The organism is Enterobacter sp. 118C5 (assembly GCF_034107645.1).
In the GTDB taxonomy this organism is placed as follows: domain Bacteria; phylum Pseudomonadota; class Gammaproteobacteria; order Enterobacterales; family Enterobacteriaceae; genus Enterobacter; species Enterobacter nematophilus.
Genome location: NZ_JAWNEU010000002.1, coordinates 188,999 through 215,198 on the forward strand (window position 1 = coordinate 188,999; position 26,200 = coordinate 215,198).

23 protein-coding genes and 1 pseudogene are annotated in these 26,200 nt (G+C 56.1%); 8 read left to right on the top strand and 16 right to left on the bottom strand.

Features of this window, described 5'->3' with window-relative positions:
- Nucleotides 1-71: 71 nt before the first annotated feature.
- The 9 genes from recC to rppH form a co-directional block, all read right to left on the bottom strand.
- Nucleotides 72-3,446 (bottom strand): exodeoxyribonuclease V subunit gamma, encoded by a 3,375-nt coding sequence (recC, locus tag UTO39_RS06105; protein ID WP_320726724.1) that lies wholly within the window; start codon nucleotides 3,444-3,446, stop codon nucleotides 72-74.
- 12 nt (nucleotides 3,447-3,458) lie between these two features.
- The gene (locus tag UTO39_RS06110) at nucleotides 3,459-3,782 is read right to left on the bottom strand and encodes a prepilin-type N-terminal cleavage/methylation domain-containing protein (protein WP_048960720.1); all 324 of its coding nucleotides are present in this window, start codon (nucleotides 3,780-3,782) and stop codon (nucleotides 3,459-3,461) included.
- Nucleotides 3,767-4,168, bottom strand: coding sequence for a DUF2509 family protein (locus UTO39_RS06115; RefSeq protein ID WP_320726725.1), 402 nt, complete (start codon nucleotides 4,166-4,168; stop codon nucleotides 3,767-3,769). Before UTO39_RS06115 ends, UTO39_RS06110 begins: the two co-directional genes overlap by 16 nt.
- Entirely contained in the window at nucleotides 4,165-4,725 is a 561-nt protein-coding gene (locus UTO39_RS06120) for a prepilin peptidase-dependent protein (RefSeq protein ID WP_320726726.1), read from the bottom strand. Before UTO39_RS06120 ends, UTO39_RS06115 begins: the two co-directional genes overlap by 4 nt.
- The gene (locus UTO39_RS06125; RefSeq protein WP_407065101.1) at nucleotides 4,719-5,153 is read right to left on the bottom strand and encodes a prepilin peptidase-dependent protein; all 435 of its coding nucleotides are present in this window, start codon (nucleotides 5,151-5,153) and stop codon (nucleotides 4,719-4,721) included. Before UTO39_RS06125 ends, UTO39_RS06120 begins: the two co-directional genes overlap by 7 nt.
- 211 nt (nucleotides 5,154-5,364) lie before the next feature.
- Entirely contained in the window at nucleotides 5,365-6,159 is a 795-nt protein-coding gene (thyA, locus tag UTO39_RS06130; protein ID WP_320726727.1) for a thymidylate synthase, read from the bottom strand.
- Nucleotides 6,160-6,165: 6 nt separating this feature from the next.
- Nucleotides 6,166-7,041, bottom strand: coding sequence for a prolipoprotein diacylglyceryl transferase (gene lgt, locus UTO39_RS06135; protein ID WP_320726728.1), 876 nt, complete (start codon nucleotides 7,039-7,041; stop codon nucleotides 6,166-6,168).
- A gap of 226 nt (nucleotides 7,042-7,267) precedes the next feature.
- Nucleotides 7,268-9,514: a phosphoenolpyruvate--protein phosphotransferase gene (ptsP, locus tag UTO39_RS06140; RefSeq protein WP_061097203.1), complete on the bottom strand. Its 2,247-nt coding sequence runs from the start codon at nucleotides 9,512-9,514 to the stop codon at nucleotides 7,268-7,270.
- Between the two features lie 12 nt (nucleotides 9,515-9,526).
- Nucleotides 9,527-10,057, bottom strand: coding sequence for an RNA pyrophosphohydrolase (gene rppH / locus UTO39_RS06145; protein ID WP_013098553.1), 531 nt, complete (start codon nucleotides 10,055-10,057; stop codon nucleotides 9,527-9,529).
- Between the two features lie 442 nt (nucleotides 10,058-10,499).
- Here rppH and UTO39_RS22325 point away from each other — a divergent pair.
- From UTO39_RS22325 to UTO39_RS06165, 4 genes and pseudogenes are all read left to right on the top strand, one after another.
- Nucleotides 10,500-10,652: pseudogene (locus UTO39_RS22325) on the top strand (hypothetical protein); the annotation flags it as partial.
- An 88-nt stretch (nucleotides 10,653-10,740) separates the two neighbouring features.
- Nucleotides 10,741-11,433, top strand: a complete 693-nt coding sequence (gene mutH, locus UTO39_RS06155; RefSeq protein ID WP_151412380.1) for a DNA mismatch repair endonuclease MutH — start codon at nucleotides 10,741-10,743, stop codon at nucleotides 11,431-11,433.
- Nucleotides 11,434-11,561: 128 nt separating this feature from the next.
- Nucleotides 11,562-11,780, top strand: a complete 219-nt coding sequence (locus UTO39_RS06160) for a YgdI/YgdR family lipoprotein (protein WP_014885085.1) — start codon at nucleotides 11,562-11,564, stop codon at nucleotides 11,778-11,780.
- Nucleotides 11,781-11,911: 131 nt separating this feature from the next.
- Nucleotides 11,912-12,952, top strand: a complete 1,041-nt coding sequence (locus tag UTO39_RS06165) for an NADP(H)-dependent aldo-keto reductase (RefSeq protein ID WP_061097201.1) — start codon at nucleotides 11,912-11,914, stop codon at nucleotides 12,950-12,952.
- Nucleotides 12,953-13,034: 82 nt separating this feature from the next.
- Here the strand turns inward: UTO39_RS06165 and lplT are convergent, their stop codons facing one another.
- The gene (gene lplT / locus UTO39_RS06170; protein WP_320726729.1) at nucleotides 13,035-14,228 is read right to left on the bottom strand and encodes a lysophospholipid transporter LplT; all 1,194 of its coding nucleotides are present in this window, start codon (nucleotides 14,226-14,228) and stop codon (nucleotides 13,035-13,037) included.
- Complete coding sequence (gene aas / locus UTO39_RS06175; RefSeq protein WP_320726730.1) at nucleotides 14,221-16,380, bottom strand: bifunctional acyl-ACP--phospholipid O-acyltransferase/long-chain-fatty-acid--ACP ligase; 2,160 nt, start codon at nucleotides 16,378-16,380, stop codon at nucleotides 14,221-14,223. Before aas ends, lplT begins: the two co-directional genes overlap by 8 nt.
- Before the next feature lie 623 nt (nucleotides 16,381-17,003).
- On the opposite strand from aas, the gene galR reads away from it, so the two are divergent.
- Nucleotides 17,004-18,020 (top strand): HTH-type transcriptional regulator GalR, encoded by a 1,017-nt coding sequence (gene galR / locus UTO39_RS06180; protein ID WP_320726731.1) that lies wholly within the window; start codon nucleotides 17,004-17,006, stop codon nucleotides 18,018-18,020.
- On the opposite strand, the gene UTO39_RS06185 is transcribed toward galR, so the two are convergent.
- On the bottom strand, nucleotides 17,981-18,466 hold the full coding sequence (locus UTO39_RS06185; RefSeq protein ID WP_320726732.1) for a GNAT family N-acetyltransferase: 486 nt from the start codon (nucleotides 18,464-18,466) through the stop codon (nucleotides 17,981-17,983). The two genes, galR and UTO39_RS06185, sit on opposite strands and share 40 nt — an antisense overlap.
- A gap of 220 nt (nucleotides 18,467-18,686) precedes the next feature.
- Between UTO39_RS06185 and UTO39_RS06190 the strand changes: the two genes are divergently transcribed.
- On the top strand, nucleotides 18,687-19,724 hold the full coding sequence (locus UTO39_RS06190) for a LacI family DNA-binding transcriptional regulator (protein ID WP_061097196.1): 1,038 nt from the start codon (nucleotides 18,687-18,689) through the stop codon (nucleotides 19,722-19,724).
- Here the strand turns inward: UTO39_RS06190 and lysA are convergent.
- Complete coding sequence (gene lysA / locus UTO39_RS06195; protein WP_266179139.1) at nucleotides 19,694-20,956, bottom strand: diaminopimelate decarboxylase; 1,263 nt, start codon at nucleotides 20,954-20,956, stop codon at nucleotides 19,694-19,696. The two genes, UTO39_RS06190 and lysA, sit on opposite strands and share 31 nt — an antisense overlap.
- Before the next feature lie 122 nt (nucleotides 20,957-21,078).
- Here lysA and UTO39_RS06200 point away from each other — a divergent pair, with 122 nt between their 5' ends.
- On the top strand, nucleotides 21,079-22,005 hold the full coding sequence (locus UTO39_RS06200; protein WP_320726733.1) for a LysR family transcriptional regulator: 927 nt from the start codon (nucleotides 21,079-21,081) through the stop codon (nucleotides 22,003-22,005).
- On the opposite strand, the gene UTO39_RS06205 is transcribed toward UTO39_RS06200, so the two are convergent.
- Nucleotides 22,000-22,692 carry an aspartate/glutamate racemase gene (locus UTO39_RS06205; protein WP_320726734.1) on the bottom strand — a complete coding sequence of 231 codons (693 nt, stop codon included), beginning with the start codon at nucleotides 22,690-22,692 and terminating at the stop codon, nucleotides 22,000-22,002. The two genes, UTO39_RS06200 and UTO39_RS06205, sit on opposite strands and share 6 nt — an antisense overlap.
- A 133-nt stretch (nucleotides 22,693-22,825) precedes the next feature.
- On the opposite strand from UTO39_RS06205, the gene UTO39_RS06210 reads away from it, so the two are divergent.
- Nucleotides 22,826-23,149 carry a cupin domain-containing protein gene (locus UTO39_RS06210; protein ID WP_320726735.1) on the top strand — a complete coding sequence of 108 codons (324 nt, stop codon included), beginning with the start codon at nucleotides 22,826-22,828 and terminating at the stop codon, nucleotides 23,147-23,149.
- Nucleotides 23,150-23,186: 37 nt separating this feature from the next.
- On the opposite strand, the gene wzz(fepE) is transcribed toward UTO39_RS06210, so the two are convergent.
- Both wzz(fepE) and UTO39_RS06220 read right to left on the bottom strand, forming a co-directional pair.
- Entirely contained in the window at nucleotides 23,187-24,311 is a 1,125-nt protein-coding gene (gene wzz(fepE), locus UTO39_RS06215) for an LPS O-antigen length regulator Wzz(fepE) (protein WP_320726736.1), read from the bottom strand.
- Between the two features lie 208 nt (nucleotides 24,312-24,519).
- Complete coding sequence (locus UTO39_RS06220; RefSeq protein WP_028014298.1) at nucleotides 24,520-25,935, bottom strand: sugar porter family MFS transporter; 1,416 nt, start codon at nucleotides 25,933-25,935, stop codon at nucleotides 24,520-24,522.
- Between the last annotated feature and the right edge of the window lie 265 nt (nucleotides 25,936-26,200).

The following is a 26,200-nucleotide window of genomic DNA, read 5'->3' on the forward strand; positions in this document are numbered from 1 at the left end:
AGGTACATCAGTCCGTGATAAGAAGTGCATCATAAATGAACACCCCATGCTGCGCAATTTTTATACAGCGCTCAGGACTGATTAAATTTAAACAACGGTAACAGGTAGCGCTGTGCCTCTTCCGTAATAGCCTCGAAGTATTCTGGCTCAAGCGTTCGCCATAAACGTTGATACCAGACATCCTCACCTTCACCGCGCACCATCATGTTTCCTTCATAGGCCTGCATAAATTTACTGCGCGCTTTCTGCAGCGAAGCCTCATCCGTTAACATCGCATCATTCTGCGCGTCATAACAGGCTTTTATCCACGCACCGCCGCTTTCGGGCAGTAACAGGAGGGGTTTGTTCATTCCCTGAAGATAGCCCTCAATGTACAAAGACAGATAGCGTAACGCCTGTTCTGCCTCCATGGGTGGGAAGCGCCACTCGCCCTCTTTGCGCACAAAGATCCGGCTTTCGCCTTTATTCCCACCCGCACTGTAGACAAGATGTTCCAGCCAGAGTTGCAATCCTTGTGAAACGCTGAGCAGAGAAGGCCGCCAGCGCAGTAGCCCATCCGGCTGAACCTGGGTTAACCAGCCCGTGAGCTGTATACCATTGCAGCTGAGATCGATTTCGATGCTTTGTCCGGGCTGGCGGTGCTCCCTTACGCGCTCCGCCAGAGCGGTCATCTCCTGGCACTGCGCCTCCCAGACGATTTCCCCAAAGGCGCCATAAGGCAGTTGCCCTGCGGCACGGTAGCGGCGGTAAAGTTTGTCAGCATCTTCCTCTTCAACCAGCGCATTCAGCAGCTGGAGATTGAGCTGATAGCGCTCCAGCCCTTCCAGAGTAAAGGGTTCTGCATCCGGAATTTCGCTCTCTTCAGAACGGAAGTTGACCTGCAATCGCTGCTGGAAGAAGGCGCGCACCGGATGCGCCCAAAACCGCTGAAGCTGTTCGAAAGTCAGGGTGTTAATGGGCAACGGGTCAAGAGGCTGAATGAAATCCGTATGGGCTCGCCCCTCTTTTTTCGCTGCCGGCAGCCATTCGCGGGCATAGCTCTGCTGTTCGCTGACAATATAGTTTACCGGGTCAAACGGCATGCGGCTGTGGATACAGGTAATGTGCGCCTTCACCCGCTGCTCGCTTTCATCGCAGTTGAGCGCTTCATCGCCAGCCAGATAGTGGCTCTGGCCGATATAGTCCACCAGCTCCAGCACCAGAACGGAGGGGAAGCGCTCGCTGTTGTCCTGAATGGAGCGGCCGATATAGCTGATATAGAGCTTACTTTGAGCGGAGATGAGCGCTTCAAGGAAGAGATAGCGGTCATCATCACGACGGCTACGGTCACCCCGCTTTGGATCTGCGCTCATCAAATCGAACCCCAGCGGTGCCAGGGCCCGAGGATAAACCCCGTCGTTCATGCCAAGCAGACAGACCACTTTAAAGGGAATTGAGCGCATTGGCATCAGGGTGCAAATATTGATGGGACCTGCCAGGAAACGCTGGCTGATTCGCTCCTGGTCAAGGCGCTGCGTCAGCTCATCTCTCAGCAGCGACAAAGGAATCGCCTCGTGATAGTGGGAATTCACGCCCTCGTCAACGATAGCCTGCCACTGCGTTTCAATGAGCGCCATCGCTGCTTCGGTGTCACTGTCTGGCAGGAAGAAATCATTAAGTAACGCCCTGCAAACCGGGAGCCACTCTTCAAGCGGACGCGGCTGCATTAGCTCACGGCGCCAGCGGTTAAGCTGCATCAGCAGAGAAGCTAAATGCCCTACCAGTTCAGCAATCAAACCGCTGGACTCATCGTAAGGCAGCACGTCGTTCCACTCGCCCTGGCTGCTCTCCATGGCGTAGCCCAGCAGCATACGCGTCAGGCCAAACCGCCAGGTATGCTGCCCGGTTGGGGGAAGCTCGAACTCCTGGACGTTATCGTCATCGATGCCCCAGCGAACGCCTGATTCGTTTACCCACTGGCGAAGGTAGCGCAGCCCTTCTTCATTGATGTTGAAGCGTGCAGCCAGCACGGGAACATCCAGTAACGCCAGAACATCTTCGGAGATAAACCGGCTATCCGGCAGTGAAAGCAGGGTAACAAATGCCTGCAATGCCGGGTGCGACTGACGGGCACGACGGTCAGAGATGGCGTAAGGCAGGTATCGCTCACCCGTCGCACTGCCGAAGACGGCCTGAATAAAGGGGCTGTAGCTGTCGATGTCCGCCACCATCACCACGATATCGCGCGGCGTCAGTTCAGGGTAGTCCTGCAGCATCGCCAGCAGCCGATCGTGAAGCACTTCGACCTCACGCTGCGGGCTATGGCAGACATGGATCGTAATACTGCGATCCTCAGCGTCCAGCTTCCGCTTGCTGTCGCTGCGCTCAAACTCTTTCGCCGTCACGCCCATGACGGCGCGGTTTTCCAGATCCAGAATATCTAACTGAATATTATGCAGCAGGCTATCCGGGGCGATCTCGACAAAGGCGTCAACGTCACCTTCGCCTGATGACGTTATATCGGAGAGCATGTGAATGTAATCACGCCCCAGCTTCCCCCATGAGGCAAGCAGTGGATTAGGCAGGTTCTGGATGCCGTCTTCATCAAAAAGCTGCCCGGCAATCGAGCCGTCTTTAAACAGCGGGACGGATCGTTCTTCAAAAAGGCGCTTTCGCTGTCGAGTCACCAGCCGCGCAAGCCAGCGTTCGTCGAGGATATCCCCCCAATACTGTCGGCAAGGGTTGGTGAACAAAATATGGATATCAATATGTTTACCCAGCGCATTCAACGCCTTCAGATAAACAGGCGGTAATGCGGATATCCCACAGATAAAAACGCGTGACGGCAGCCGGGCTGGACGCTCCGACGCATTCTCGAGTATCGAGATAAACCGATCGTACAGGTTGGCACGGTGCCACTTAGGCTGCCCAAGTTTCTCCGTATGCTCTACCAGCGCTTTCCACAGCGGTGCCTGCCATATTTGCGCCTCCGGTAGCCCTTCAACCAGTTCACCCGCTTCCCAGCGAATTAACCAGTCAGAACGGTAAACAAGGTATTGATCGTAGAGATCGGCGGTGCGCGACGCCAGCTGGAACAGCTTGCGCTTATCGGTATCGTCATTGAGGTAGTGGCGCAGCATGGCGAATTCATCATGCTGCAGCATTTCCGGCAGCAGCGCCATCAGCTTCCAGCTCATGCCCTGCTTGTTGAAGGCGCTCTGCTCGGGAATATCCGGCAACACGCGAACAAACATCTCCCAGATAAAGCTCGCGGGCAGCGGGAAATCAATATTCGCGGCAATGCCAAACTTACGGGAAAGCGACATTTGCAGCCACTGTGCCATACCGGTGCTCTGCACCAGCACCATTTCAGGCTCAAAAGGATCGTCGAGCCGCTCGCGCTCAACGATAAATTCCATCAGCGCTTCCAGCACATCCAGACGATTTGAGTGGTAGACCCTTAACATAGACGCTCCCGACTACTGGCTAACCGGGCAATGCAGACGCGTAATCTCACCGCGTCGCCCCAGAGGAGAAATAAGTGTAACCGTGATGCTGACACATCCTGCGTGCGTTGTCTGCACCCGACTGGCCTGCCAGCCTGCGGGCAGAACATTTGTTGAGAGCTGGGCCTGATTCCAGGCATGGTGCCAGAGCTGGCGATACTGGTTAAATAGCGTAAAGCGCGCCGCCAGCGCCCGATGATAGCCGGCCAGTGCCGTGACGATGATGACCAGCAGCATCATCGCCAGCAGAACCTCTACCATGCTAAATCCTTTTTCCTTGCTTACGGCTGCTGGCATAGCGAACGCTCCTTTAGCGGGCAAAAATCACTCCAGCCGTGAGGGGAGAAGCGAATTTTACCGTCGACGATCTCTCCTGAACGCCAGAGCAGCAGGTCGTTGACTCCGGCAATCAGTAAAACAGTGGTCTCACTCAGCCGCCGCAAACACACTTGCCGCGCGGGTGCCTTTTTGCACTGGACTTCAGGATCGGGTGACCAGCTCTGAACGCGGCCCCACTCAAGCGCTGACTGTACAGAAGCCTGCTGCTGCAGCGAACGACTCTCACCGCCAACGAGCGCGCTGAACGTTGTCAGTTGCTGGTTAAGGCCGGTGAGGATCAGCGTGCCAAGCGCCAGTAAAAGCAGAACCAGCGCCAGCGAAGACATACCGCGTTGAAGGTTCACAGGTTGTACCCCGTGACCGTATACAAAGCCTGATAAGGCTCCCCTTGATCGCCTTTGCGCAGGGCGGACAGTTCGATATTCAGCTCCGGCGCAAACCCGGCGTGTGTTACTTTCCTCACCACAAAATGCGCGATGGCAAGCCTGTCCGGGTCCGTGAGCTTTTCCCATCCCTTACCTTCACACGTGGTTGCCCCACGAAGGGTTTCCAGCGCGCCCGATTCCAGACGAAAACCGGTGCTGTCGTTTTCTGATGCACTGCGATCCCAGCGACCGTTACTGTTGGCATCCCACCGAACAATGACGCAACTGCCTTGCTTTGCGATCGCCAGCCCCTGCCCCTGGCAGTTCCCCGCACAGTAACCCGCACGCTGAAGCTGTTTGCCGAGAGCAAACAGGCGCTGCCAGACCTCTTCTTCCAGCTCTCTCTGGCCGGATTGCAGCAGTACCGCCCGCTGCAATCCGGGTAGAAAGCGTGATGCGCCAATCAACAACAGGCTACTGATGGCCGTGGCAATCAGAACTTCAGTCAGCGAAAAACCGCGCTGTCTCATCAACATGAACCTCCTTGTGAGACCTTACACATTCTGATGCGCCCTCCGTCTGAGACTATGATCAGCCATTCTCCGGCACGGCTTTGAACCCTTATTCGCCCTGCCCATGCCGTATCCCTTAACCCATAGAACCCTAATGACGGCGTGACCTCGCTCACCGCGACCTCAGGCCAGAGAGGAATCAGGACAAAGGGGCTGCCCTTCTCACAGCCTTGTACAGCAGCGCTCGCCAGACACTCCTGTCCCCCAACCCGTAGCTGGGTTACGTGATGGTCGCGGTTGTACCTGTTGGCATCGTTTCGCAGAAACACCAGATAGTCGCGCACCTGGCCGGCGGTTTGCCACAGCCGCTGCTGCCGCTGCCAGCTGTCCCAGCCGTACAGACCTGAAGCGCTGAGTATGACAACCAGCGAGACAGCCACCAGCGTTTCGATAAGCGTAAAGCCGTTCTCTTTTTTCATGCGGGAAGTGTGGCGATTCGCCGTGGGCGTGGCGAGCGGTGAATAAGGGTTTTACGAGGCGTTATCCGAAGAATTGAGCGTGTTGCAGCGCGTTGCACGCTTTCTGGATAACGCCCCGGAAAACGGGATAAAGACGAAAAAAAACCGGCGCTAAATAGCACCGGTTGTGTCACGCTTTACCGCATCAGATAGCGACGGGCGCTTTGATGCCAGGGTGCGGGTCGTAGCCCTCAATTTCAAAATCATCAAAGCGGTAATCAAAGATCGATTCCGGTTTGCGTTTGATAACCAGCTTCGGCAGCGCGCGCGGTTCGCGGGTGAGCTGAAGATGCGTCTGTTCCATATGATTGCTGTAAAGATGGGTGTCACCACCTGTCCAGACGAAATCACCCACTTCCAGGTCGCACTGCTGCGCCATCATGTGGACTAACAGCGCATAGCTGGCAATGTTAAACGGCAGGCCGAGGAACACGTCACAGGAGCGCTGGTAGAGCTGGCAAGAGAGCTTGCCGTCGGCCACATAGAACTGGAAGAACGCGTGGCACGGTGCCAGCGCCATTTTATCCAGCTCGCCCACGTTCCAGGCGGAAACGATGATTCGGCGCGAGTCCGGATCGTTTTTTAGCTGGTTCATCACGTTAGCGATCTGGTCAATATGTCGGCCATCAGGCGTTGGCCATGCGCGCCACTGCTTGCCGTAAACCGGGCCCAGGTTGCCGTTTTCATCTGCCCATTCGTCCCAGATGGAGACGTTATTTTCGTGCAGATACGCAACGTTGGTATCGCCTTGCAGGAACCAGAGCAGTTCATGAATGATCGAGCGCAGGTGGCAGCGCTTTGTCGTCACCAGAGGGAAGCCTTCTTGCAGATTGAAGCGCATCTGGTGGCCAAAAATGGAGAGCGTACCGGTACCGGTACGGTCGTTTTTCGGCGTGCCCTCATCGAGCACTTTTTTCATCAATTCAAGATACTGTTTCATGGTTCCTCAGGAAAGTTGTTGCTGTGGACGACGACGATACGCCCAAATCATCATAATGGCACCCGCGACAATCATCGGAATGGAGAGGATCTGCCCCATGCTGATGTACTGTACCCATTCGCCGGTAAACTGCGCATCCGGCTGGCGGAAGAATTCGACGATGATGCGGAACGCGCCATAGCCAATCAGGAACAGCCCGGAAACAGCTCCCATCGGGCGCGGCTTGCGAATAAACATGTTCAGGATGATAAACAGCACCACGCCTTCCAGCGCCAGCTCATACAGCTGGGACATATGACGCGGCAGCACGCCGTAGGTATCGAAAATGGACTGCCACTCCGGGTGCGACGGCAGCAGCGCGATATCTTCCGCGCGGGAGCCCGGGAAGAGCATCGTGTACGGTACGCTTGGGTCAACGCGGCCCCACAGCTCACCGTTAATAAAGTTGCCCAGACGACCCGCTCCCAGACCAAACGGGATCAGCGGCGCGATAAAATCTGACACCTGGAAGAAGTTGCGTTTGGTGCGTTTGGCAAAAATCACCATCACCAGGATCACCCCAATCAGGCCGCCGTGGAAGGACATGCCGCCGTCCCAGACGCGGAACAGGTAGAGGGGATCGTTCAGGAACACCGGGAAGTTATAGAACAGTACATACCCAATACGGCCACCGAGGAACACGCCGAGGAAGCCTGCGTAAAGCAGGTTTTCAACTTCGTTTTTGGTCCAGCCGCTGCCAGGACGGCTGGCGCGACGGCCCGCGAGCCACATGGCAAAAATAAAGCCCACCAGGTACATCAGACCGTACCAGTGAAGCGAAACAGGTCCTACTGAGAAAATGACCGGATCAAACTCCGGAAAATGCAGATAACCACTGTTCATCTGTCACCACAAGATGTTGTTATTCCGCTGAAAGTGGACAGCGGTAGAAATGCGATTCTGCCTTAAGCAGAGGCTCCAAAGTTGCGAATCATAGCATAAGGCGGGCGCGGAGGATGCGCCAGAGATGTAAAAGATGTGTATAGGGTTTTGTGCGCGCTGCTCCCCTCACCCTGGCCCTCTCCCCAAAGGGGCGAGGGAATTGTTCGCTGCGTAGGGAGGGAAGGCTTTAGCGACCACCGCGGATCAGGCCTCCCATACCGCGCCGTTCCATAAATGCCGCCACCTGATGACGCACCTCAGCTGCCAGCTGCGCGTCAAGGCTGCGCTCGGCAAGCTCGCGGGCATCATTGACGTCTATATGACGCAACAAATACTTCACGCGCGCTACAGCGCGGCCGTTCATCGACAGATGGCGATACCCCAGACCAATCAGGATCGCGACGCACATCGAGTCTCCGGCCATTTCACCGCACAGGCGTAGATCAATCCCGTACTGTTCAGCCTCACGGGCAATCATCGCCAGCGCACGAATGATCGCCGGGTGCAGGCTATCGTAGATACTGGCGACGCGGGTGTTGTTCCGGTCGACGGCCAGAATATATTGCGTCAGGTCGTTGGTACCGACAGAGATAAAATCAACGCGGTTTGCCAGCTGTGGCAGCATAAAGACCATAGACGGCACTTCGAGCATGACGCCGATCCGTGGTTTCGGGATCGCATAGCCAATCATCTCTTCCACTTCACGACCAGCACGTTCGATCAGGCGCCGCGCTTCGTCGATTTCATCTATGCTGGTGACCATCGGCAGCAGGATGCTGAGATTGCCCGTCGCGGCGTTGGCGCGCAGCATCGCGCGCACCTGGATCAGGAAGATCTCCGGCTGATCGAGCGTAATGCGGATCCCGCGCCAGCCCAGACACGGGTTCTCTTCGCTGATGGGCATATACGGCAGCTGTTTATCCGCCCCGACATCCAGGGTTCGCAGAGTAACAGGCTTGTCGTTGAACATCTGCAACATACCCTGATACTGCGCCACCTGCTCCTCTTCGGAGGGGAAACCGCTCTGCAGCATAAAGGGGATTTCAGTGCGGTATAAACCGATCCCGTCGATGCGGCTGCCAAGCTTCTCTTCGTGCTCGGGGCTTAGGCCTGCGTTGAGCATGACTTTGATCCGCTCGCCGCTTTTCAGCTGCGCGGGCAGGTTAACGTCATCTTCCGCCAGCTTGCTTAATTCATTCTCTTCGCTGATGAGACGCTGATATTCCTGGAGCAGAACCGGCTCAGGATCGACCAGCAGTTCACCGCGGTAACCATCCACCACCAGCGTGCGGCGGTGCAGCACCGAGGGCTGAATATCCGCCCCCATAACGGTAGGAATACCGAGCGCGCGCACCATAATGGCGGCATGGGAGTTCGCTGCACCATCGCGTACGACAACCCCGGCGAGTCTGTCCTGCGGCAGCTCGGCCAGCGTGGTTGCCGAAAGTTCATCGGCAACCAGCACAAACCGTTTTGGCCAGGCATTCGGCCCCTGAATGGTGTCATCGAGGTGGAACAGCAGGCGCTGTCCCAGCGCGCGGAGATCTCCCGCCCGCTCTTTCAGATAACCGTCGGTCAGCGCCGCGAACTGTTCGGCAAATTTTTCAATGACCTTTTTAACCGCCCACTCCGCGACTGCGCCTTTATCAACCTCGGCAAAAAGTTCACGGCGCAGACGCGCATCGGAAAGCAGGTGCGAGTAGAGGTCAAAAATGGCCGCCGTCTCTTTTTGCGCACCAGCGGCAAAGCGCTTGCTGTAGCGACGGAACTCATTGGCCGCCTCTTCCAGCGCGGCGGTAAGACGCTCGCGCTCCAGCGCTTCATCAAGCGTGGAGGCTTCGTAGACCTGCTCCATTAACGGCAGCGTGGCGTCCATCCAGCCTTCTGCAATCGCCACCCCTGGTGATGCCGGCAGGGCGCGAATGCGCGTATGGCGATACTGACCGAAGAGCGCGGCAAGCTGAGACTGTGAGAGGATCGCCGCCATCTGTGTCGCCAGCGTAACGAGGAAGGACTCTTCGCTTTCATCATACTGACGCAGCTCGCGCTGCTGGACGACCAGCACGCCGAGCAGCTGACGACGCTGAATAATCGGCACACCCAGAAACGCGCGGAAGCGTTCTTCTTTTACGGAAGGGATGTATTTAAAGCTGGGGTGTTTTTGCGCGTCGGCAAGGTTGATGGGTTCAGCCAACCGCCCAACCAGGCCGACGATACCTTCATCAAATGCGAGCGTTACGGTGCGTCCCCGCGGCTTTTTCAAACCGCGGGTCGCCATCAGGTAATAGCAGCGCCGATCGTGATCGGCCAGATACACCGAGCAGACCTCGGTCTCCATCGCAAGACAGATGTCAGTGACCAGAATATTCAGCGCCTCGTTGAGACGCGGAGCGCTGGCCACCTTCTCGACTATTTCTCGCAAGCGGGTGAGCATGATTTGCGTAGCTTAACCTCTTTTACGTCGCCAGGCAGGTGCGCTCTGCGGCTTAGGCGGGATCTCCTGAAGCTGCATCACCACACTTGCAAACTCTTTCATCACCCTACGGTAAACGTCGCGCTTAAATGACACGACCTGACGAACAGGATACCAATAGCTCACCCAGCGCCAGCCATCGAACTCCGGCGTACTGCTGGTTTGCATATTGATGTCCGAATCGTTGCCCACCAACTGCAGAAGAAACCACTTCTGTTTCTGGCCGATACAAACCGGCTTTGTGTCCCAACGCACCAAACGTTTCGGTAACTTGTAACGCAACCAGTTGCGGGTCGAGGCCAGGATGCGAACATCTTTTCGGCTTAAACCGACCTCTTCAAAAAGCTCCCGGTACATCGCTTGTTCTGGGGACTCTCCCGGATTGATCCCGCCTTGCGGGAACTGCCAGGAGTGCTGACCATATCGACGGGCCCACATGACCTGGCCCTGACGATTACAAATTACTATTCCTACGTTCGGGCGGTAGCCATCGTCATCAATCACCGGACTACCCCAAACTAAACCTTATATATGAATGATTGTTTCACACTACAGTGAGGCGGTAAACCACTCTCTTACAGGCCTGCAACCTAATAACATTTGAATAACTCACAAATAAGTGCAGAGTTATAAACAGATATACGGTAACGAGGGTAATTTTATTCACCTTTTCTGTGGATATAGTTGTGAAGAAGTGTCTGATTACCGATGAACAACCTGAAACGGCCTCTGCCCTAGTGTTTCCCCTCTTCAACATAAATCTATATTTTTCATGAGATTATGCTAATAGCGGCAAACAAAACGCAGAATAGCGTGACGATCGTCACAGCAGGGATCGTCGTGCTGATGAAAGATCGAACAGCGTCGGTTTTATCCACAGATTGTGCCAATAAGTTAGGCACAATTTGTTTGAAATTTGGATTTTCATCGCACGTCAAGGCTGTAAATTGAAACAGTAGTCAGGGTTATGCCCAGTTATCCCACTTTTCTGTGGATAACATGGTGTAAGATCCTGTTTATTGTCAGTGACCAGATTTGAACAACCCGTTTTGTGTCTCTGATGAAAGCGTGGAGAACTCATAAAAAAACCTATAAATCATGCACATGGAATATTGGTACAGAAAAAGTTAAACTCTATCCACAGGGGACTCTTTCTTCGTTTATTTTTTAATCAAAAGGTTATCGTCATGCATCCGCTTTCACCCTTGCTCTCACCCCCGTCGAGCGAAAGCCAGCTGCTACAGCAGGCTCAGCGTCTGGCAGGCTTCTCGCTGGGCGAACTGGCGGCGATGGCAGGGCTTCCGATCCCGAAAGATCTGAAGCGAGATAAGGGCTGGATCGGCATGCTGCTGGAGCTGTGGCTGGGTGCCAGCGCCGGGAGCAAGCCAGAGCAAGATTTCGCTGCCCTTGGCGTAGAGTTAAAAACCATCCCCATCGACAGTCAGGGTCGGCCCCTGGAGACCACCTTTGTCTGCGTAGCGCCCTTAACCGGCAATACCGGCGTGACGTGGGAAACCAGCCACGTGCGCCATAAGCTGAAACGCGTGCTGTGGGTACCGGTTGAAGGTGAACGGCAGATCCCGCTGGCTGAACGCCGCGTTGGCGCGCCGCTGCTCTGGAGCCCGGATGAAGAAGAGGAGCATCAGCTGCGCCTGGACTGGGAAGAGCTGATGGACATGATTGTGCTCGGTCAGGTCGAGCGAATTACCGCCCGGCACGGAGAAGTGTTACAGCTGCGCCCGAAAGCGGCAAACAGCAAAGCGCTTACCGAGGCGATCGGCGCGATGGGCGAACCCATACTGACGCTGCCGCGCGGTTTTTATCTCAAAAAGAATTTCACCGGCGCTTTGCTTGCTCGTCATTTCTTACTTAAAACATAGTTTTTTACTTATTTTGCGAGCTCACAAACATAATCACCTGGTTTTTAAGATTTTACCGCTTCACCCTGTTGCCATAACGGGTTAATACTACACTATGATTTGATACGAGCCAGATGAGGACGATAACGATGAAAAAATGGGCGGTGTTAATTTCAGCAGTCGGGTTGGCGTTTGCCGTATCGGGCTGCAGCAGCGATTACGTCATGGCGACGAAAGATGGCCGGATGATCCTGACCGACGGCAAACCTGAAGTCGACGACGATACCGGTCTGGTCAGCTACCACGACCAGGCGGGCAATAAAATGCAGATCAATCGCGACGAAGTCTCGCAAATTATTGAGCGATAACGGCCAGAGGTCAGTGGCTTACTGGCCTTTTTGATTTTTTTCTTCCCCTTTTGCTTCCCCTCTGCCATGTTTATATTCCTTTGTCGGGAGGTTCCTGACGCGGTCTACATGTCTATTGAAGGAAGCCGGCTATGCATTATCACCGTATCCCCCACAGCGCTCTGGAGATAAGTCAACTGGGGTTGGGCACGATGACATTTGGTGAACAAAACAGCGAAGCCGATGCCCATGCACAACTCGATTATGCCGTCAGCCAGGGGATTAACCTGATTGATGTGGCAGAAATGTACCCTGTGCCTCCACGCCCTGAAACGCAGGGACTTACCGAAACCTACGTCGGTAACTGGCTGGCAAAACGCGGTAACCGTGAAAAGCTGGTTATCGCCTCGAAAGTGAGTGGCCCCGCGCGAAACAACGATGCCGGGATCCGCCCAAACCAGATCCTCGATCGCAAAAATATTCGCGCCGCGCTGGACGCGAGCCTGAAGCGCCTGCAAACCGACTATCTCGACCTGTACCAGGTCCACTGGCCTCAGCGTCCAACCAACTGTTTTGGCAAGCTGGGCTACAGCTGGAACGAGAGCGCCCCCGCCGTTACCCTTCTGGAAACGCTGGAAGCGCTTACGGAGTGCCAGCGTGCGGGAAAAATCCGCTACATTGGCGTCTCTAACGAAACGGCCTTTGGGGTCATGCGCTATCTGCACCTGGCGGATAAGCACGATCTGCCGCGCATCGTCACCATCCAGAACCCGTACAGCCTGCTTAACCGCAGCTACGAGGTGGGGCTGGCCGAAGTGACGCAATATGAGGAAGTGGAACTGCTCGCCTATTCATGCCTCGGTTTTGGCACCCTGACGGGGAAATACCTGAACGGTGCGAAACCGGCCGGGGCGCGTAATACCCTCTTTAGCCGCTTTACCCGCTACAGCGGCGAGCAGACGCAGAAAGCCGTTGCAGCCTATGTGGATATCGCGAAGCGCCACGGCCTTGATCCGGCGCAGATGGCGCTGGCCTTCGTGCGCCGTCAGCCGTTTGTTGCCAGTACCCTGCTTGGCGCGACGACCATGGAACAGCTGAAAACGAACATTGAGAGTTTCCATCTGGAGCTGAGTGAAGAGGTGCTAGCGGAGATTGAAGCGGTGCATCAGGTTTATACCTATCCTGCGCCATAATAAAAGCAAAACGGCAACGCACGTTGCCGTTTTTAGGGTTTGCTCCCTCTCCCGCTGAGGAGAGCGCATCAGGCCGCACTTATCAACGACGACGCTGCCAGATCCACAACCCCGCAATCGCCGCCGCGAACAGTCCACCAAATCCGACGCCAATCGCCACCACCGGTACACCCACTTTTACCGCCAGCGAGTAGAGCCCCAGCATTAACAACATGGCCAGGTTTTCACCGAGGTTTTGTACCGCAATGGCATTCCCCGCCCCGACGGTCTGCTTGCCGCGCTCCTGGAGTAACGCATTCAGCGGTACCACGAAGAAACCACCCAGAATACCAATCAGGATCAGCAGGGCATAAGCGGGCAATAACGCATGTTGCAGTGAGAAAATAAGCACCACGACGCCAATCAGGATCCCCGCTGGCATGCAGCGTGCAACCGTTTCAAGCGTCACCAGCTTCGCCGCCGCGCCCGCGCCAGCCACAATGCCGATCGCCACCATCGCATTAAGATAGGTCGGCGTCGCATTGTCCGTAATCCCCAGCGCTACCGGTACCCACAGGACCAGCAGGAAGCGCAGCGTGACGCCTGCCCCCCAGAACATACTGGTCCCCATCAGGGAGAAACGCGTTTCCCCGTTACGCCACAGCACGCGGCACGCGTTAAAGAAACTGCCGGTCATCGGTTTAAAACGCCAGGATTGCCCCGGGCGAGCCACCGGCAGCTTAGGAATAAACAGGTTCGCCACGACTGCCCCTCCATACACCACCGCACAGACGCCCAGTGCCGCCAGGACATGCCAGTCGGCCAGTACGCCGCCCGCGACGGAGCCGAGGAGGATAGCAGCGATAGTCGACGACTCCATCAGACCGTTGGCCTTCACCAGCTTATCGCCCGTGGTCAGCTCCCCGAGGATGCCATACTTCGCCGGGGAGTAAGCGGCAGCGCCGATGCCCACCAGCGTGTAGCCAATAAACGGGTTGAAGCCGAAGCAAATGCTGGCGGCCCCCAGCAGCTTGAGACCGTTGGCAAACATCATCACCCGGCCTTTGGGGAAGCTGTCTGCCACCTGCCCTACAAACGGGGCAAAGATAATGTAAGCGCCCACAAACACCATCTGCAGGATCGGCTGGCTCCAGTCGGGGTAAAATTCGGCTTTCAGCAGCGCCAGAGTGGCAAACAGCAGCGCGTTATCACCAAACGCAGAGAGAAACTGCGCGGCGATAACCGCCATCATGCCTTTCGATCTGAGCGATGTGTTAGTGTGTACTGACTCACGCATTTTGCTGTTCCGCCTCTTCAACCATGCCTTTCAGGGTCACGAAATCGGGCTTGCCGCTACCCAACACCGGAAGCTGCTTCAGGTGGCGAATATCGCGCGGCACCGCCAGCTCTGGAATACCATGCTCACGCGCATAGCTCAGTAGCCTGTCGCGCTTAAGCTCGCCGTCGGTGGTAAACAGCACCAGCGCCTCGCCTTTGCTGGCATCACTCTTCACCACCGTCGCATGCATTTTGTCGGCAGAGACGGCCGTCGCCAGCTGTTCAACCATTTCCAGAGAGACCATCTCACCGGCGATTTTGGCGAAGCGTTTTGCGCGCCCCTGAATCTGTACAAAGCCCTGCTCGTCGAAACGGACGATATCACCGGTATCGTACCAGCCGGTTTCAACCTCGCCGTTGACGTTTTCCGCCGTCGGCGCTTCCAGCACGCCCGGGTTTTCCACGCGCAGGTAACCGTTCATCACGTTCGGCCCTTTCAGCTGCAGGCGGCCCCCCTCCTCAATGCCCGGCACGGCCAGCAAGCGCGCGTCCATCCCCGGCAGAATTCGGCCCACCGTACCCGGTTTCGCCGCCATCGGTACGTTGATGGAGACAACGGGCGCGCACTCGGTAACGCCATACCCTTCAAGAATGCGCAGGCCAAACTTGTCCTGCCAGATCTGACGCGTGCTCTCCTGCAGCTTTTCCGCACCGGCCACCACGTATCGCACGCGATAAAAATCATACGGATTGGCGAAACGGGCATAGTTACCCAGGAAGGTTGAGGTCCCGAACAGGACGGTGCAGTTACGGTCATACACCAGCTCCGGCACAATGCGGTAGTGCAGCGGGCTGGGATAGAGGAATACTTCTGCCCCGGTCAGCAGCGGCGTGAACAGCCCCACCGTCAGGCCAAAGGAGTGGAACAGCGGCAGCGCCGACATAAAACGGTCATTCGCGGTAAAGTCGGCAATGCTTTTGATCTGCTCAACGTTCGCCAGAATACTCTTGTGGCTGTGGACCACGCCTTTCGGGTTGCCCTCCGAACCCGACGTGAAAAGGATAATCGCGTCATCTTCCGGCTGCTGTTTGACCTGCGCCAGATGCGGCATCAGCAGGTGCGCAAAAATCCACAGCTTGTCGCCGGTGGTCACGTCCGCTTTCAGATCTTCCAGAAATACCCAGCGCACCTGGGTCAGCTGTTCCGGCAGATGCCACAGCTTGCCTTTGTCCAGGAACTGTCGGGAGGTAAAGACGGTATTGACTTGGGCGGCGGTAATGGCGCTGGTCAGCCCTTTCACGCCCGCCGTGTAGTTCATCATCGCCGGTATACGGCCACGGGAAACCGCACCAAAAATCACCGCCGCGCTGATGCCCGCGTTTGGCAGCATCAGGCCGATCTTTTCGCCCTTCTTGCTGTACTTCTCCAGAATCCGGCCCACAAACAGCGTCTTGGTCAGCAGCTTGCGATAGGTATCCGGGGTAAAGTTGATGTCTTCAATACAGTTTTTCTTTGCACCATAGCGATACTGCGCCGAAAGCAGGGATTCATACAGCGTTTCCCGCGGACGAACGGCCATGCGCGCTTCCATCATAATCTGGTGCAGCATTTCCCCGGCGATTTTACGGCGATCGCGGGCGCGCGGCGCGTCGGGCATCGGAAGCGACGTTGGCGGCAGAATATGCAGGGTGATTTTGGGGAACAGACGCTGCTTCACCAGCCCCTTCAGGCGGCTGAAATGGGTTAACTCTGCGCCTTCGATACGCAGCGGCACCACGGTCGCTTTTGACTTCGCCGCGACAAAACCCGCGCCGTCGTAGATTTTCATCAGTGAACCGGTCACTGAAATGCGCCCTTCCGGGAAAATGACCACCGGACGCCCCTGCTCTACCAGACGTACCAGATGTTTAATCATCATCGGCTTTGTCGGGTCAAGCGGCACAAAATCAATCAGCGGCGTGAGCCAGCGCATATACCACTGCTGGCTGATGGAGGTATAGACCGCAAACACCGGGCGCACGGGCAGAAACAGCGCAAGCAGGATGCCGTCTATAAAGGAAACATGATTGGGTGTGATGAGAACGCGCTCGCCGCGAAGCGCCTGAGCATCGTCAGTGACGCGGATGCGAAAGAGAATACGGAACAGTGTACGGAAAAACCCAAATAGCATCTCAACTCCCTTTGCCAGCCAGTTTGAAGGGTTGATAGTAAATGGTGGCAGATTACACGAGAAGTGATACGGGAGCGACAGCAAAAGTGGAGGCAAAAAAAAACCTGCGCATCCGCGCAGGTTGGTGCAAGTGATGAGTACGAAACCGTACTAAGAATTCTCACCAATCAATACCTCTGGGATCTTGATTGTGGCGGTTGACCCTGCGCTTCGCCAGCAGGAAAACGCAAGGGAATGAGCCGAAATGCAACCAGGTGTGAATATTCTCTGTTGCTGTTACAGGTTGAACTGTCAGGCAAAAAAAACCTGCGTAAGAACGCAGGCTGGTGTAAGTCGTGTTAATCAACCGGAGTTGATTCCACCTATCAATACCTCTGGGATCTCGACTCTACCAACCTCTTTAACGTCATCGCCACCGGACAATCGCAACAGCCTGAGGCAAAGTGTAACCAAAGGTTCAGATTGACATTCTTCTGACATGACCAGACGTGTAACGATTACACTATCAGGGTTGGTCTGCGTCACGTTTGTGGCGCGCGGAAATCGGCTTCCCTTGAATGCGCGTCACTTTTCCGCAACACTATTTAGTGTGTAAACGCTTACCCCAAATAAGAAGGTTATGAATGGCGACAATAAAGGATGTGGCTCGTCTGGCGGGTGTGTCGGTAGCCACCGTCTCCCGCGTGATTAATGATTCACCCAAAGCCAGTGACGCATCACGCCAGGCGGTACAAAGCGCCATGCAAACCCTGAACTACCATCCGAATGCCAACGCCCGCGCGCTCGCCCAGCAGTCAACGGATACCATTGGGCTGGTGGTGGGAGACGTTTCCGACCCCTTTTTCGGGGCCATGGTGAAAGCGGTTGAACAGGTCTCCTATCAGACGGGTAATTTTTTACTGATCGGCAATGGCTATCATAATGAACAAAAAGAACGCCAGGCCATCGAGCAGCTGATCCGCCACCGCTGCGCGGCGCTGGTGGTTCACGCCAAAATGATCCCGGATGCCGAGCTGATTCACCTGATGAAGCAGATGCCCGGCATGGTGATTATCAACCGTATTATCCCCGGCTTTGAAAAACGCTGTGTAGCCCTCGACGACCGCTACGGCGCCTGGCTTGCGACCCGTCATCTGATTCAACAGGGCCATACCCGGATTGGCTATCTCTGCTCCAATCACCCCATTTCAGATGCGGAAGACCGCCTGCAGGGCTACTACGACGCCCTGCGCGAAAACGGTCTGCCGTGTAATGACCGCCTGGTGGCCTACGGCGAACCGGATGAGAGCGGCGGCGAACAGGCCATGACGGAGCTGCTGGGTCGTGGACGAAATTTCACCGCGGTCGCCAGCTATAACGATTCGATGGCCGCCGGGGCAATGGGCGTCATGAATGACAACGGAATTGAGGTGCCGGCGGAAATCTCGCTGATTGGCTTTGACGATGTCCTGGTCTCCCGGTACGTGCGCCCGCGCCTGACTACCGTACGCTACCCCATCATCACGATGGCCACCCAGGCCGCAGAGCTGGCGCTGGCGCTGGCCGAGCAACGCCAGCCGCCGGAGATTACCCACCTCTTCAGCCCAACGTTAGTGCGCCGTCACTCCGTTGCAGCGCCCGCTGACGCGCAGAGCGAATAGCGATACAGGTGTACGGTTTTATCCGGATACTCCAGCCCATCGCCAATATACTGCCAGCCGTAACGTTCATAGAAGTCGCGGCAGGCAGACCAGAGATGGAGTTCCTCGTACCCGGCCCGTGCGGCGAAGCGGATAACATGCTGCTGTAACTCTCCTGCCAGCCCCTTACCGCGCGCCGCGTCATCAACGTAGAGCGCCGCCAGCCACGGATAGAGATCCTGACGGGTAATCAAATCACAGCGCCAGAGTCCCACCGTGCCGAGAAGCCGTTCATCCTCTACGGCGATAAAGGTCAGCGGCAAGTTTCCCGGTGTCTGGCTGTGCGCAACGATGCTGTGGAAAAATTCCCGCGGTACCCCCTCGCCAAAGGCGTTCCAGAGCCAGTCAGTAACCTGCTCCGCATAGCGCGGTGCCTCGTAAAGCGGGAGAATGGCGGTCTTTTTCACGTTTCACCTGCGTTTTTAATGAATTTGCTGGCCTGATGCCTCCAGCCCGGTTTGTCGATTATTTTACCAGAGTCAGACTATTTAGTTTTACTTCTGGCAGGCCAGGCGAATCGTGACCAAAAAGCGTGATCGTGGCAGAAGTTTTGCGCTTCCCGCATCGCTTATACGCTGTCAGGTCTGTGTTAAACTGCAGACCATTACGTGGAAGCAGGAATGTAGAATGGCAACAATGCTGGATGTCTCACTGCGCGCGGGCGTGTCGAAGGCTACCGTCTCGCGCGTGCTGAACGGCACAGGTCAGGTTAAAGAGAGCACGCGTCAGCAGGTCTTTGCTGCGATGGAAGAGCTGGGCTACCGCCCAAACTTTCTCGCGCGTTCACTGGCTAACCAGACCAGCAACAGCATTGGTCTGGTCGTCTCTACCTTCGACGGCTTTTACTTTGGTCGTCTTTTGCAGCAGGCGTCGCGGCAGACCGAAACCCACGGGAAACAGCTGATCGTCACCGACGGTCACGACGCGCCAGAACAGGAAGAGCAGGCGGTGCAGATGCTGGCCGACCGCCAGTGCGATGCCATCGTGCTTTACACGCGCTATATGAGCGAAAAGGCGATCATCAAGCTGATTAATACCGTGCAAACGCCGCTGGTGGTCATCAACCGTGAAGTCAGCCAGGCCCCGGAGCGCTGCGTGTTCTTCGAACAGCAGGATGCCGCGTTTAAGGCGGTGGATTACCTGATCAATCAGGGCCACCGGGAGATCGCCTGCATTACCGTTCCGATCCACACCCCCACGGGTAAAGCGCGGCTGATGGGCTACCGCAAGGCGCTGGAAAAGCACGGCATTCGCCTGGACGAACGTAGGATAAAGTACGGTGATGCGGGAATGACGCGGGGCTATGAGCTGTGTAAAGAGCTGATTGCTGAAGGGGTGTCGTTCAGCGCGCTGTTTGCCTGTAACGATGATATGGCGCTGGGCGCGTCTAAAGCGCTGCATCAGGCAGGGCTTAAGATCCCGCAGGATATCTCCCTGTTCGGCTTTGACGATGCCCCAAGCGCGAAGTGGCTGGAGCCTGCGCTGTCGTCGGTTTATCTGCCGATAGATAATATGATCGTCACGGCTATCGATCAGGCGATCCGGCTGGCGAAAAACCAGCCGGTCGATGCGATCCCGCCGTTTACCGGCACGCTGGTATTACGCGATTCGGTCACAACGGGGCCGTACTTTCATCAAACGAGCTCCAGCGCCAGCAGCTCCTGAATAGTCTGGCGACGGCGGATCAGCCGCGCCTTGCCGTTATCAAACAGCACTTCCGGCAGCAGCGGACGGCTGTTGTAGTTCGAGGACATAGACGCCCCGTACGCTCCGGTGTCGTGCAGCACCAGGTAATCGCCCGGCTTCACCTCCGGCAGCGCGCGGGTTTCAACTTTGCCGCCTTCCTGCTGGGTAAACACGTCACCGGATTCACACAGCGGGCCTGCGACCACCGTCTCGCGGCGCGGGGCGTGCGTTAAATCGCGGCCATCGGCAGCCAGGGCGGTAATGTGATGGTAGCTGCCGTACATGGACGGACGCATCAGGTCGTTAAAGCCCGCGTCAATCAGCACGAAGTGGCGGGAGCCCATCTCTTTGACGCTGCGCACCTGCGCCACCAGCACGCCGGCTTCGGCCACCAGGAAACGACCCGGCTCAATTTCCAGCTTCACGGCATGGCCCAGATGCGCGGCGATCCGATCGCGCGCGGCGCTCCACAGGCCGTAATAGTGATCGGTGTCGATCGCCTCTTCCCCTTCACGATACGGAATAGAAAGACCGCCACCGGCAGAGATCGCCTCCAGATCCTGACCGAAGTCAACAACCTGGCGCACCATCGCCCCGCACACCTGCTCCAGGTGCCCGTAATCAACGCCGGAGCCAATGTGCATGTGAATGCCCACCAGCTTCAGGCTGTAGCGCTGCAGTACCTCAAGCGCGGCAGGCATATCGGCATACCAGATCCCGTGCTTGCTGTTTTCGCCCCCGGTGTTGGTTTTTTGGCTATGGCCATGACCAAAGCCCGGGTTGACGCGCAGCCAGACGCGATGGCCTGGCGAAACCTGCCCAAGCTGCTCCAGCATATCCACAGAACCGGCGTTCACCGGTACCTGCAGTTCATGCACGCGCGCAAGCGTCGCGTCGTCGATCACATCCGCGGTAAAGACGATCGCGTCAGGATCGGTTTTCGGATCAAAGCCTGCCGCCAGCGCACGCTCGATTTCGCCCAGCGACACGGAGTCAACCTTCACGCCCTGCTCGCGCATCAGGCGCAGAATATGAATATTGGAGCAGGCCTTCTGGGCAAAACGCACCACGTCAAACTGATGCAGGGCGGCGATCTTCTCGCGAACGATCTGCGCGTCGTAGACCCATACCGGGCAGCCAAATTCGGCGGGCAGGCGCAGCAGGTTTTCAGCGTTCAAATCGGTATCCGTCTGGTTGAGCGGGCGTGGCATGGTCTTCTCCGGGTCAATTCATTTTTTATGATTACGCCACAGCGGAAGCAGAATAAAAAATATCGTTTTATCGCGAGTCTATGCAAAAATGATATGGACAGTTCTTTGCTTTCAGGTGCCCTATGCCCGCCGTCAATTTACGCCACATCGAGATTTTTCACGCCGTGATGACCACCGGCAATCTCACCGAAGCCGCGCAAATGCTGCATACCTCGCAGCCGACGGTCAGCCGCGAGCTGGCGCGCTTCGAGAAAGTGCTGGGGCTGAAGCTGTTCGAACGCGCCCGGGGCAGGCTTCACCCGACGGTGCAGGGGTTACGCCTGTTTGAAGAAGTGCAGCGCTCCTGGTACGGGCTGGACAGAATCGTCAGCGCGGCGGAAAGCCTGCGCGAGTTTCGTCAGGGCGAGCTGTCGATTGTCTGCCTGCCTGTCTTCTCTCAGTCCTTTTTGCCGACGCTGCTCCAGCCTTTTTTGGCCCGCTATCCCGGGGTCAATCTCACCATCGTGCCGCAGGAGTCGCCCCTGCTTGAAGAGTGGCTGTCGGCACAGCGCCACGATCTCGGGTTAACCGAAACCCTCTCGACCCCCGCAGGAACGGCACGCACGGAACTGCTCGCGCTGGATGAAGTGTGCGTACTGCCCGCCGGGCATCGACATGCCCACAAAGCGGTGCTGACGCCCGCGGATTTTCACGGTGAGAACTATATTAGCCTGTCGCAAACGGACAGCTACCGGCAGCTGCTGGATACGCTTTTTGCTGAGCATCAGGTGAAGCGGCGGATGGTCGTGGAAACGCACAGCGCGGCGTCAATATGCGCGATGGTGCGTGCGGGCGTTGGCGTCGCGGTCGTCAATCCGCTTACGGCGCTGGACTATGCAGGAAGCGGGATCGTCATCCGCCGTTTTAGCGTTTCCGTCCCGTTCACCGTAAGCCTTATCCGCCCGCTGCACCGTCCGGCTTCCGCGCTGGTAGACGCATTCACCGAACACTTAGTTGAGCATGCGCGTCAGGTGGCGCTTCGCTTACCTGACCTGCAAAACCCGTTATGACAGCATAAATTCCACGGCATCTGCCGCGTGAATGGCCGCGGTATCAAATACCGGGACGGGGCTTCGTTCGGCCGGCACCAGCAAACCGATCTCCGTGCAGCCGAAAATTACCCCTTCAGCCCCCTGCTGTGCCAGTTTCTCTATTACGCTGACGTAATATGCGCGGGAGGTTTCGCTGAAGGTTCCGAGGCAGAGCTCGTCGAAGATAATCTGATTGATGCGCGCCCGGTCCCCCTCATCCGGGATCAGGCTTTCAATCTCAAACTCGCTGTGCAGGCGCCCGCGATAGAAATCCTGCTCCATGGTGTAACGCGTGCCCAGCAAGGCCACGCGCGCCATTCCCGAAGCGCGAATGGCGCGTCCGGTGGCATCCGCGATGTGCAGGAACGGCAGAGAACAGCGCGCTTCAATGTGCGAGGCCACTTTGTGCATCGTGTTGGTACACAGCAGAATGCCCTGCGCCCCCGCACGCTCCAGCCCCAGCGCGGCATCGGCCAGAATTTCGCCGGCTTTATCCCATTCGCCGCTCGACTGGCAGGCTTCGATTTCATGAAAATCAACGCTGTGCAGCAGCAGGCTCGCGGAGTGCAGGCCGCCCAGACGCTGCTTTACGCCTTCGTTAATCAGGCGGTAATAAGGGATAGTCGATTCCCAGCTCATCCCACCTATCAGGCCAATCGTTTTCATCACCCCTCCTTATCTCTTTAAGCCAGTGAAGCAAACTTGTGATCCTGTTTCCAGTTCTTTATTACGTCGTTTTCTTTTTAAGCTGGCCGATATAAATTAAATAAAACACCGTTTTATTATAAAGGGCGAAGCCATGTTTATGTTCCACAAAGAGACCGCCTCTGAAGATCTGGGGAACGGCGTTACGCGCCGCGTGCTGGCCCACGGCGGCAGGATGATGGCGGTTGAAGTGCATTTTGAGCAGGGCGCGATTGGCCCGCTGCATAACCACCCGCACGAACAGTTAACCTATGTTCTCTCCGGTGAATTTGAATTTACCATTGGTGATGAGAAGCATGTCGTGACGGCGGGAGATACGCTCTACAAAAAACCGCACGTGATGCACGGCTGCGTCTGCCTCAGGGCCGGCACGCTGCTGGACACCTTTACGCCTGTTCGCGAGGATTTCCTGAAATAAAAAAGGCGCTGTTTCAGCGCCTTCCTGTATGCAGAATTTATTCCGTTACCGGCTCTGGCAATGAGTTTCGGCTGAGCATGGCCTCACGGAGTAACACGCTGCCGCAGGCAAACAGAGCGCCAAGGATCGCCGCCAGAATGATAATCATGCCTTTGCCCGGGCCGTCTTTTTTCACCGGCATGGAGGGCGAAAGCTGATACCTGAATGGCTCAAGCTTAACGTCTGCAAAGGAGAGTTTTTTCAGCTGCGCCAGGTAATATTCCCGGTTCTGGAAATCCGCGTTCAGCTCCGTCACGTCCTTCAGATTTTTTTCAATCTTTAGCTTTTCCGCGATACCGTCAGCCCCGAGCGCAACGGAGTAATCCGGATCGTCTTTTACCGCCTGTCCGTTGCTGTAGACGGGCTTCTTAATGCCCGCGGCATTCGCCACTTCCAGCGAATAGTTCAGCCGCTGCAGGTTGGTGTTATGCACATTGGTCAAACGAACGCGGTCGAGCGTCAGCTGCTGTTCTACCTCGTTCGTTTTGAGGGCGATCTGGTTGCGGATATTCTGCACCGTCTCTTTCTCAACGATTGCCGAGATATAGTTGATATACCCTTCCAGGACGGATTGGGCATCGGCTGCGGTCGGCGCGGTGAAGCTCAATGTCCAGGAGACGAAAGGCGCTTTATCCGCGTCTTTTCCCTGAACATCATTCACCGCCTTCATTCTTTCTGCGATATTGACAACCGCGCGGTGCAGTTCAAGCGGGTCCACTTCCGCATTTTTAAGCTGCGCCATCACGTAAGGGGAAGAGGTCATATACTCTTCAAGCAATGACTGCGACTGGAATTTTTTAATAAACAGGTCAAAGACTTCCTGACGGGTAACCGGCACCTTCACATCAAGAACCTGCAGCGCCACCATCATCTGGCGCAGCGGGTTCCACTGCGTCTGTTCCGCCGGAGTGATCACCGCTTTACTGGTCCATTTTTGCGGTAGCAGAAGCGCAATTGCCAGACCTGCCAGCGCGAAAACAAAGATAATGGTGGCAATACGCTTTTTCGCGGTAATAAGAACATCTAACAGACCCAGAAGATCGATCTCTTTTGAACTGACTGCTGGAGGGGCATACGAGGGAAAGTCGAGGTCCGTGTTTTTTTTGAAATCCATTGCTGACATAGCCGTTCTTCTGTTTCGAATGCAGTAAATTCCTGCCGGGTGAATTCAGTTGCCCGATAATACAAGAAACTAAGAATAATCTGAATGCGAGAATGGACTATCTGAGGAATTGCTATCAAAGTTGGTAGTTATTTACGGCATTACTCGTGTGAATCCTTGTGTAAACCAAAAAGCCGGGTGGCGGCTGAGCCTTACCCGGCATTAACTCTTACACGCCGATATTTCGCAGTTTCTCCCCGCTCATCAGCTTGCGTTCAATATGCTCCAGCGTCACGCCTTTGGTTTCTGGAATCAGCCAGAATGTCACGCCAATAAACGCCACGTTCAGCACCGTGTAGAGCCAGAAGGTTCCCGCCGCGCCAATCGCATCCAGCAGCGTCAGGAAGGTCGCGCCGATGATCATGTTCGATACCCAGTTGGTGGTGGTGGAACAGGTGATGCCAAAATCGCGGCATTTCAGCGGCTGAATTTCAGAGCACAGGATCCACACCACCGGCGCGGCGCTCATCGCGTAGCCAGCAATACACATCATGGTCATGCCCACGGAGAGCCAGGAGAGGCCGCTGGACGCCGTGCCGTTATCAAACTGCATCAGGCAGTAGCCGAGGATCAGCGTACCGAGCGCCATCACGCTAAAGCCGATCTTCAGCGCCGGTTTACGTCCGGCTTTATCGACGGTGAATACCGCAATAAAGGTCGCGAACATAAAGGTCAGCCCCACCACCAGCGTGGCAATCATCTGCTGTTCGGTGGTGGTAAAACCGGCCATTTTGAAAATGCGCGGCGCGTAATACATGATGATGTTCATCCCGGTGAACTGCTGCATCGCCTGCAGCAACATGCCGAGGAACACCGCGCGGCGCACGTTGCGGTTAGCCTTGAACAATGACCAGCCGCCCTGCTTCAGCTTCAGGCTTTCGCGGATCTCGTTCAGCTCTTCACGCGCTTTCTCAGACGTGTCGCGCAGCATGCGCAGCACCTCTTCCGCCTCCACGTGACGCCCTTTTTGCGCCAGCCAGCGCGGGCTGTTGGGCAGGAAGATCACTAAAACAATCAGCACTACCGCAGGCAGCGCCAGCACGCCGAGCATCGCCCGCCAGTTACCGCTGTAGCTGAAGTACGTATCGGACAGGAACGCCAGCACGATGCCCAGGGTCACCATCAGCTGGTACATGCTGATCATCTTGCCGCGCACGTTCTCGCTCGCCATTTCAGAGAGATACAGCGGCGCGGTGTAGGAGGCAATCCCCACCGCCACGCCCAGCAGCACGCGGGAGAGCAGCAGCACTTCAACGTTGGTGGCAAACGCCGAGCCAATGGACCCGGCAACAAACAGGACCGCCCCGACCATCAGGCTGTATTTACGCCCAAGGCGGAACGAAAGCCAGCCGTTAAACAGCGCGCCGATGGCCGCGCCGAGCATCATGCTGCTCACCACCCATTCCTGAAGGCGGTTACTCAGCGTGAAGTGATCGGTAATAAACGGCAGCGCCCCGGCGATAACGCCGATATCCAGACCAAACAGCAAACCGGCCACGGCTGCCGCAATGGAGACAAACTGGTTCATGCGGCGGGTATCGCGCAGCGCGGCGGGCATCAGGGTAGAGTCATTTATAGATGTCATATTTTTCCTGCCTCAACAGCAAAATTCGTTAAGTGAAATTACGAGATAGCGGGGAAAAGTGTCAGGCCGGAATTCGTGAAGATATGGATTATTTCGCTATGGCATAGCGATCTGTGATGGACATTACAATTTCAACTAATGCTGGATAATCACCTAATTTTACTAATGCCTTAATTTTTCAGTAATAAAAGTGTGATGACAGTCATCTATGAATTTTCAGTATGGATTTTTCGTGTTTATCAATATGGACTTTGGCAAATTTTAA

Coding starts and splice junctions, on each gene's coding strand:
- recC (WP_320726724.1), bottom strand. CDS start 3,446: ATGTTAAGGGTCTACCACTCAAATCGTCTGGATGTGCTGGAAGCGCTG.
- UTO39_RS06110 (WP_048960720.1), bottom strand. CDS start 3,782: ATGCCAGCAGCCGTAAGCAAGGAAAAAGGATTTAGCATGGTAGAGGTT.
- UTO39_RS06120 (WP_320726726.1), bottom strand. CDS start 4,725: ATGTTGATGAGACAGCGCGGTTTTTCGCTGACTGAAGTTCTGATTGCC.
- thyA (WP_320726727.1), bottom strand. CDS start 6,159: ATGAAACAGTATCTTGAATTGATGAAAAAAGTGCTCGATGAGGGCACG.
- lgt (WP_320726728.1), bottom strand. CDS start 7,041: ATGAACAGTGGTTATCTGCATTTTCCGGAGTTTGATCCGGTCATTTTC.
- ptsP (WP_061097203.1), bottom strand. CDS start 9,514: ATGCTCACCCGCTTGCGAGAAATAGTCGAGAAGGTGGCCAGCGCTCCG.
- mutH (WP_151412380.1), top strand. CDS start 10,741: ATGCATCCGCTTTCACCCTTGCTCTCACCCCCGTCGAGCGAAAGCCAG.
- UTO39_RS06160 (WP_014885085.1), top strand. CDS start 11,562: ATGAAAAAATGGGCGGTGTTAATTTCAGCAGTCGGGTTGGCGTTTGCC.
- UTO39_RS06165 (WP_061097201.1), top strand. CDS start 11,912: ATGCATTATCACCGTATCCCCCACAGCGCTCTGGAGATAAGTCAACTG.
- lplT (WP_320726729.1), bottom strand. CDS start 14,228: ATGCGTGAGTCAGTACACACTAACACATCGCTCAGATCGAAAGGCATG.
- aas (WP_320726730.1), bottom strand. CDS start 16,380: ATGCTATTTGGGTTTTTCCGTACACTGTTCCGTATTCTCTTTCGCATC.
- galR (WP_320726731.1), top strand. CDS start 17,004: ATGGCGACAATAAAGGATGTGGCTCGTCTGGCGGGTGTGTCGGTAGCC.
- UTO39_RS06190 (WP_061097196.1), top strand. CDS start 18,687: ATGGCAACAATGCTGGATGTCTCACTGCGCGCGGGCGTGTCGAAGGCT.
- lysA (WP_266179139.1), bottom strand. CDS start 20,956: ATGCCACGCCCGCTCAACCAGACGGATACCGATTTGAACGCTGAAAAC.
- UTO39_RS06200 (WP_320726733.1), top strand. CDS start 21,079: ATGCCCGCCGTCAATTTACGCCACATCGAGATTTTTCACGCCGTGATG.
- UTO39_RS06205 (WP_320726734.1), bottom strand. CDS start 22,692: ATGAAAACGATTGGCCTGATAGGTGGGATGAGCTGGGAATCGACTATC.
- UTO39_RS06210 (WP_320726735.1), top strand. CDS start 22,826: ATGTTTATGTTCCACAAAGAGACCGCCTCTGAAGATCTGGGGAACGGC.
- UTO39_RS06220 (WP_028014298.1), bottom strand. CDS start 25,935: ATGACATCTATAAATGACTCTACCCTGATGCCCGCCGCGCTGCGCGAT.